Annotated in this window: 6 protein-coding genes; 2 read left to right on the forward strand and 4 right to left on the reverse strand. The window is 46.0% G+C overall.

All coding sequences use genetic code 11. The features are described from left to right. Positions 1–142: 142 nt before the first annotated feature. From pyrR to QT974_RS27435, 4 genes are all read right to left on the reverse strand, one after another. Positions 143–676, reverse strand: a complete 534-nt coding sequence (pyrR, locus tag QT974_RS27420) for a bifunctional pyr operon transcriptional regulator/uracil phosphoribosyltransferase PyrR (protein ID WP_333471568.1) — start codon at positions 674–676, stop codon at positions 143–145. 404 nt (positions 677–1080) lie between these two features. Then, complete coding sequence (gene cbiB, locus QT974_RS27425) at positions 1081–2160, reverse strand: adenosylcobinamide-phosphate synthase CbiB (RefSeq protein ID WP_333471569.1); 1080 nt, start codon at positions 2158–2160, stop codon at positions 1081–1083. Positions 2161–2268: 108 nt separating this feature from the next. Further along, positions 2269–2670, reverse strand: coding sequence for a GFA family protein (locus tag QT974_RS27430; RefSeq protein ID WP_333471566.1), 402 nt, complete (start codon positions 2668–2670; stop codon positions 2269–2271). A gap of 38 nt (positions 2671–2708) precedes the next feature. Continuing rightward, complete coding sequence (locus tag QT974_RS27435) at positions 2709–3152, reverse strand: Rrf2 family transcriptional regulator (RefSeq protein ID WP_293124563.1); 444 nt, start codon at positions 3150–3152, stop codon at positions 2709–2711. A gap of 268 nt (positions 3153–3420) precedes the next feature. Between QT974_RS27435 and QT974_RS27440 the strand changes: the two genes are divergently transcribed. Next, entirely contained in the window at positions 3421–3807 is a 387-nt protein-coding gene (locus tag QT974_RS27440) for an AbrB family transcriptional regulator (protein WP_332946268.1), read from the forward strand. Positions 3808–4393: 586 nt separating this feature from the next. Continuing rightward, positions 4394–8071: a PAS domain S-box protein gene (locus QT974_RS27445; RefSeq protein ID WP_333471567.1), complete on the forward strand. Its 3678-nt coding sequence runs from the start codon at positions 4394–4396 to the stop codon at positions 8069–8071. Positions 8072–8144 lie beyond the last annotated feature (73 nt).

Genomic DNA, 8144 nt, shown 5'->3' on the forward strand with positions numbered 1-8144 from the left:
GTTTAACCGATAAATTTTCGCCCAAATGCTACGCCCCTACATATACATTTCGACTCTTTGGAGATATTGTGTTGGCTCCGCCGAAAGAGTCGATCGCAACTGCACTCCCTAAATTATGATTCCCATACCAACGTTCAACAGCTCAACGCTTAATCAATTCCACTCCGTCGCGCCCGTCAATCTCTTGGACGTAAACCTTAACTTGTTCTTCCTTTGCAGTCGGCAACTGTTTACCCGTAAAATCCGGCTGAATCGGTACTTCTCGGTGGCCGCGATCGACTAATACAGCTAACCAAATTTTCTCGGGCCGCCCGTAATCGTTTACCGCATTCAAAGCTGCTCGAATGGTTCTGCCTTTATATATAACATCATCTACCAACACTACTGTTTTGCCGGTCAAATCAAAGGGAATTTCTGTTTTCGCCGGCGTGCGCATCGCCACTCGATCCAAGTCATCTCGATAAAACGTAATATCCAAAGCGCCCACGCATACTTTGACTTGTTCGAGGACTTCAATTTGAGCTGCTAACATTTGAGCCAATGGCACTCCTCTAGTATGAATTCCCAACAGCACTAACTCCGAGGGCTCTCCTGATTTTTCGACAATCTGGGAAGCGACGCGGGTGAGAGTGCGCCTCACTTCATCCGGGGATAAAATTTTGATGATTTTAGTCATTGGCTTGCTGGGAGCTAATTGTTGGCTGTTTGCCGATCGAACAATTTGATATTTGAGATTGAAAATTGACTCCAGAAATAAATCTGGGCTTGCAACAATTTTAGAGAGACTTATGGCCGCAGGCCTGCAAGCGGTAGCCTTTGCTTGTGCAAGTGTCCGAGGATGTGAGATTTGAGATTGACTTGAGAGCATCTCAGTTTTTATTTTATAGTGCTGTCCCCCCGAGCGATCGATCCAACACTCGCTCGGGGGGGATAGCACTGTCAAGAAATTCCTTTTTAGCATTCATTGAGATGCTCCAGGCTTGAGAAATTAATCTCGGGGTTGGAACTGCTACCGTCCCAATTTTTTTGGCTCCAAATTTTTGTCGGAGTTCTTTGTATGTATGGAGGTGAGGTCGGCATTTAGCGGACAAAAGACCATACAGTACAAACTAGCAATGATAGTCCCAACCAAATCAGAAAGCAAACCCTTGTTAATTGCAAAGCTTGATAAATTTGTTCCGGGGCGATGGGGCGAATCGGTTCGCCTAAGAGCGGTTTTTGTTTGACAACTGAGCGATAGGAATTTGTACCTCCTAGCTGTACTCCCAAGATGGCGGCGTAGGCGCACTCGCTCCAACCGGAATTGGGACTGGCATCTTTAACAGCATCTCTCTGACAAATCTGCCAAATGTACGTCGGTTTGCCAGATATAACGGCTAAAGTAATCACTGTTAGCCGGCAAGGAATCCACGTCAGCAAGTCTTCTAGTTTGGCACTAAACCATCCTAAATCAGTGTACGGCGCTTCTTTGTAGCCGACTGTAGAGTCTAATGTGCTGGCTGCTTTGTAAGCGATCGCACAGGGAACCATTGCGCTCGCCCACATCGAGTTAGGAGCGATCGGCAAATTGGTAACAGTTAATAATAGATGTGGCAGAGCTAACCCAACTAAGGCATAAAATAGCGGGGCACTCACCCCATCCACTGCATTCTCTGTTACAGTTTCTAACAGTGCTCGGAGAATTTCTGGCTCGGATAAGTTTTCGGTATCCCGACCAACGTAAAGGCTCAACCGTTCTCGCGCCTTGACTAAATCTCCAACATTTAAAGGCGCTAACACGTCTTGGGCTGCGGCTCTCAAACTGCGACCGGCAAAACAGCTAGCCAGCAAAACGGTCTGTAGGGCTATGCCGCAAACAGGATGCACCCAACTAGCAGCAACGACCATCGACCAACTGACAGTATAACTGCCTATAATCAGCCCGATCGCTAGTATTGTACCAGCACATCGTAGCAACAGTTTGGGCCGAGTGCCTGGGGGACGATCGCCCCAGCGAGGCATTTTGTCCGCGGGATTGTTCCAGATATTAAAGACAAGTCCAGTGTAAAGCTCGATCGCCCAACCCATCGCCTGTACGGGATGCGGCCAACCCCAAGGATCGCCGATCCAATAATCCAATACCGCAGCTAAAATCAAAACAGGAAATCGATCGGGCATCATTATATATAGTGTCAAACTTGATAGTCCGTCCCACCAAGAGCAGGAACGAGCAGCGTGCAGGTTTTAACTGCTGTTACCCTTGCAAAGTTGGATTTTTGAGGGCAGATTTTAACTGCTGAGATTACTTTCATCGCGCAGCAAGTGTACGTTCTGCTCCCAATGAACACCGTCAAAGGGTAGGATCTTAAATTCAGAAATGACATCAGAGTCAAGACAGCGGACATTAACATCGAAACCATCGGGATGCGATCGGGGGCGATAGAACGAGTGAATGCCACAAATCCGGCAGAAAGTATGTTTAGCAGTGCCTGTATTAAACCTGTAGGTTGTCAAAACATCTTCACCTGAGAGCAAGGTAAAACGTTCCGGCGGCACTATCAGGTGCAAAAATCCTTTCTTTTTACAGATAGAGCAGTTGCAATTCTGTGCTTCGTGTTTGTCAACCGCGACTGTGAAGCGGACAGCACCGCAGTGACAGCCACCGGAGTAGGTAACAAGTGTTGTGTCCATGTTTGTTTGAAGAGCGATCGCATAAATTCACTTACCATTTAAATGATAAAGCTAGTTTCTTCCCCAAGAGCCGCTTGCCAACTGCGGACATCATAGTATAAGTCTTCGAGGGAAATACTGTACAGCGCTTCGGCAAGTTTTTTGTGCAATCGGTTCCACAAACTGAATGTAACCCAGTCTTCTGGTTGGTTAGCGTCGGGAGAATGTCGAGGTAAAGGTTGAATAGTTTCCCCCACAGCCTCTAAGATTTGTCCTAAAGAGATTTGAGCAGGCTCTCTCGCCAATTGATATCCTCCTTGGGAGCCCCGAACTGATTGGACTAAACCGGCTCGTCGCATTTCAATCAGCAATTTTTCGAGATACGGAGCTGGTAACTCCTGTCGGTTCGCGATCGATTTCACCGATGTCGGGCCGAACCGAGGTTGCAAACTTAGATCCAGCAATGCTTTGACACTGTAGTGTCCGCGTGTGGTTAACTTCATGGGATTTTAAAATCGGGGGCAAATATTCAGCTAGCTGATAGCTGATAGCTTATGCTAGCGAGTTTAGAGATTGCTCGCACAGTCCTCGCAGCTACTCCTCAAGAAAGACAGCACCTTGTTAAAAATATTTAGATAATAGTGGTTAACAATTGAGCGGTTCGGTGTAATATGGTTTTACGACCGGCTATCAAGCTAAAGTTTCTTGGTCAAGACAAAAACCAACCGAGAAAAATTCCGTACACCAGTTGAATATTTCAGGACTCAGTAAATGGCTAAAAAGAAAAATATCGAACCCCTTGAAGGCGAAGGTCTGATCAAAAAGGTCAAAGACCTAGAGAACCTTACCAAGGAAGAAAAAGCTAGAGCTTGCGGCTACTACACCGTTACCAAGAACGGCGTAGAACGGGTCAACATGATGAAATTCCTGAATGCGCTGATTGATGCAGAAGGCATTCAGCTAGACGGGAAACAAAACGGCAACGGACGCGGCGGGCGCTCGGCTAGCTATCGGATTAGCGTTCAATCTAACGGCAACTTACTAATTGGAGCTGCCTACACCAAACAGATGGAACTTCAGCCGGGAGATGAATTTGAAATCTCTTTGGGACGCAAGCACATTCACCTGCGCCAAATCGATCGCGAAGAAGTATCCTAGGTCTTTACAATTTGCTTTGATTTCTTGCTTGAACAGGTTGGGTTGACTTCAAGCATTGACTGCAAGCAGAGAGTTGGCTCTGAATTTTTTCAGTGCGCCTAAAACAGTATGGGTTCTTATAGATGGCAATGGCTCGACAAAAGCCACTGCCACTACTTTATATTTTCCGAGAATACCTATTCTCGCCCCTCGCTATATCCGTATGGAGAAGCGGGGATTTTCCGCGTACCTGTTGTGTTAGTAGTCAGTTGACAGTTGACAGTAGTTAGTCATCAGTAGTTAGTCATCATTAGTTAGTCATCAGGAAGAAGGTTATAACGGCTTGGCTCGGAGGGTAAAAAGAGGTACGAAAGCGAACAAAGCAATAACGTGACGGAGGTATTGTCAGCCAAGATGTGTAATATCAGTTAAAAAAATGCAACAGCCGGGAAGCTCCGAGCCAGTAGAGAATGATTCATTCCCGAATCTCAATCGTGGAAAATGAACAATGGACTGACTGACTCAAAGCCAAAAACCTCGATCGCCCGTTAAATGAAATTATCGGCGCAAACCGTTAAAGTGTTAGGGAAGAATTAGTCACCAGCCCATGCCGTTGCCCAGATTCGCCTTTCAAACTTCCCAACAGCCAATAAAAATACCCCTGCGCCACGTTCTAGTAGCCTCTTTTGTGGTGCAGATAGTCGCAGCAGTGGGGATTGTCGGATATCTTTCTTTTCGTAACGGAGAAATAGCAGTCGAAGAACTCGCCCAGAAATTGATGGCCCAGACAGGGAAGAGAGTTGAAGAAAAGCTGAGTGTTTTTTTGGAAAATGCCCACTGGGTAAATCAACTTAACGCTGAAGCGATCGACCGCAGGGAATTAAACTTAGAGTTAGAAGAGCGCCAAATTCGGGGAGAAAAGTTCCTGTGGCAGCAAATACGATCGTTTAAAAGTATTCAGTGGATTTCCCTGGGTTCTGCAACATCAGGAGCATATCTCGGTATTTGGCGCAGCCAGAAAAACCACAGCTTGCAAATTGTCGCTGCTAACAAGTCTACCAACTCTCAGAACATTTACCACGCTACAGACAATACAGGCACTCGCACGGCTAAATTAAACGCAGAAGCGGGAACCTACGATGCCCGCCTCCGCCCTTGGTACAAAGAAGCTGTCGCAGCTAACAAACCGATTTGGACGAGCATTTATCCCGGTTTTACTCCGGGGAGTGTGTTTATTGCCGCCAGCCAACCGATTCGCGACGGCAAGGGTAAATTGCTGGGAGTTTGTGCGGTAGATTTTTCACTCTCGGAGATCGAGCAATATCTCGATCGCCTGAAGTTTAGCAATACCGGACAAATTTTTGCGATCGAACGATCGGGTTTGCTGGTTGCCAGTTCCAGTCAAGAATCACCCTTTAGGAAGATTTCCCAAAAGCAGGAACTCCAGCGGGTGAATGTTTTAGAAAGTAAAAATCCGGTGATTCGCACCGCAGCTAAGTATGTATACGAACAGTTTGGAGGCTTTGGCGAGATTCAGCAGCGACAGCAACTAAAATTTAGCCGAGATGGGAAAGAATATTTTTTAGAGGTGCTGCCGTTTTCTGATAGTTACGGTTTGGACTGGCTGATCGCGATCGCGGTTCCCGAATCCGATTTCATGGGGCAAATTAATGCTAATACCCGCACTACAATTTTACTTTGTCTCGGGGCGCTGCTGGTATCGACAATTGCCGGAGTGCTAACAGCCCGATGGGTGACGCTGCCGCTGCTGCGGCTCAATGTCGCAGTTAAAGATATCGCCACAGGAGAATTCGATCGCACTGTTGGTGTGAGCAGGCTGGAGGAAGTGGGCGCATTAGCCGAGTCTTTCAACGAGATGGCCGCTCAATTAAAAAAGTCTTTTGAAGCTTTAGCAAGCAGTGAAGAAAAATTTGCCAAGCTGCTAGAAAGCTTGCCTGTTGGCGTGGCAGCCCTGACTCCGACGGGTAGCGCTATTTTTATGAATTCGATCGGAGGAGAGATCGCGGGTAAAGGCGCGATTCCCAGTACAACGGCAGAAGAGCTCTCAGTAACTTATCAGCTTTATGTAGCCGGAACCGATCGGCTGTACCCGATCGAGGACTCGCCGTTTGCAAGGGCTGCCAGAGGTGAAGAAATGCTGGTGGAAGATATGGAAATTCGCAGCGATGGGAAAAATATTCGCTTGCAAGTGCGATCGATGCCCGTGTTCGATCGGCAGGGGAATGTCGTTTACGTGATTATTGTTTTTCAAGATATCACCGATCGCAAACAAGCAGAAAAAATATTGGCTGACTACAACCGGACTCTGGAAATTGAAGTAGCTTCGCGCACAACCGAGTTAGCCGAAATCAATTCCCGCTTGGAGATCGAAATTGAGGAGCGCCACCAAGCCACAAAAATTATCCGTAAAGAGCGGGACTTTAACTTAAAGATTATCGAAAATTCTCCGATGTTTTTTGTGGCGATCGACCAAACGGGTACAATCCTGCGGGCGAATGACTGTATGCTGCAAGCTGTCGGTTATACTGCCGCAGAAGTTATCGGCCAAGATTATTTAGCTATATTTGTACCCGAGGGCGATCGAGCCCAGTTGCACTCGATTTTTAATGCCGTCAAAGCCAGCCCGCAAACGATTAACGAACACCGAATTCTCACCAAGTGCGATTCCCTAGGGGATAGCTACGCGCCCCAGGGTTTATTAGTGGAATGGCACGGTACGCCCGTTTTGGATGAAAATGGCAATTTTGACTTTCTTTTTGGATTTGGGATCGATATTGGCAAACGGAAACAAGCCGAATTAGCATTGCAAGCAAGCGAAGCTCTGTTTCACAAATTAGCTGTCACCGTTCCCGGAGAACTTTACATATTCGCACAGCATCCCGACGGCTCCGTCAATATGGAATATATCAGTCCTCTGTGCCGGGAAATTCAAGAATTAGAGCCCGAGGAAATTCAGAGCAACTCTGCTTTACTGTACGAACAAATGCACCCAGACGATCGCCCCAGCCACTTCGAGGCAATTGTCAAAAGCGCCACGAATCTCGAACCATTTGCCCACGAATGGCGGATTGTCACAGCATCGGGAAAGCTCAAATGGCTGCAAGGCTATTCTCGACCGGAAATGCGCGAAAATGGAGATATTGTCTGGCACGGCATAATCATTGATATTAGCGATCGCAAACAAGCAGAACAAGAACTCAAACAAGCCAAAGAAGCAGCAGAAGCAGCAAACAAAACTAAAACCATTTTTCTCGCCAACATGAGCCACGAATTGCGAACTCCCCTCAACGCCATTCTCGGCTTCGCTCAATTAGTGGAACCCAGCACAAACTTAACTTTGCAGGAACAGGAAAATATCAAAATTATTCACCGCAGCGGAGAACATTTGCTGCAACTGATCAATCAAATCTTAGATTTATCTAGAATCGAAGCCGGGCGCATGACACTCAACGCCAAAAACTTTGACTTGTACCGCTTGCTGGGCGACGTGCAAAATATGTTGCAACTCCCCGCGCAAAATAAAGGATTATCATTAATTATCAACTGCTACTCCGATGTTCCCCAGTACGTCGAAACTGATGACGTTAAGTTGCGACAAGTGCTGATAAATCTCTTAGATAATGCCTTAAAATTTACTCAACAAGGAGCAATATTAGTAACGGTACGACAAAAAAAAGAAGAAATAATTTCGCAGGAACAACACAAAATTTTAGATTTACCGTTAAGCACAAAACTTGTTAAAATTTGCTTTGAAATTGCCGATACAGGAATGGGTATATCCACCGAAGAACTAGACAGTATATTTGAATTATTTGTCCAAAGCTCATCGGGGAAAAAAATTCAAAAAGGTACGGGATTAGGATTAAGTATCAGCCGCGAGTTTATCAAATTAATGGGCGGCGATATTACGGTACAGAGCGAAGTTGGACGCGGCACAGTATTAAAATTTGATGTTCAAGTTGTGACAGCAGTCAGCTTAGTTGCAGCGGTCGAAACATCTGTTGAAGTAAAAAATTTATCGGAGCATTCAACTATCGCCGCCGAAAAAATATCGGATAATGCTGGAATATTTGCGTTTGAGTCGAAGCCCAAGTTTTCCCCAGAATGGACGAGCAACCTTCAACAAGCCGTCCAGCAAGCTGACTTCGACTTGATTGCCAAAATAATTGAAGAAATTCGCACCGACCATCATGTTATTGCAGAAGTTCTAATGAATCATTTATATAACTTTGACTATAAAAAAATTCTAGATTTGATTGCATAAATAAAGCTAAATATAGCACAATACGGTTCACTTAAGACAGATCCCCCCTAACCCCCCTTAAAAAGGGGGGGAC

Source organism: Microcoleus sp. BM001215392 (assembly GCF_036700185.1).
GTDB lineage: Bacteria > Cyanobacteriota > Cyanobacteriia > Cyanobacteriales > Microcoleaceae > Microcoleus.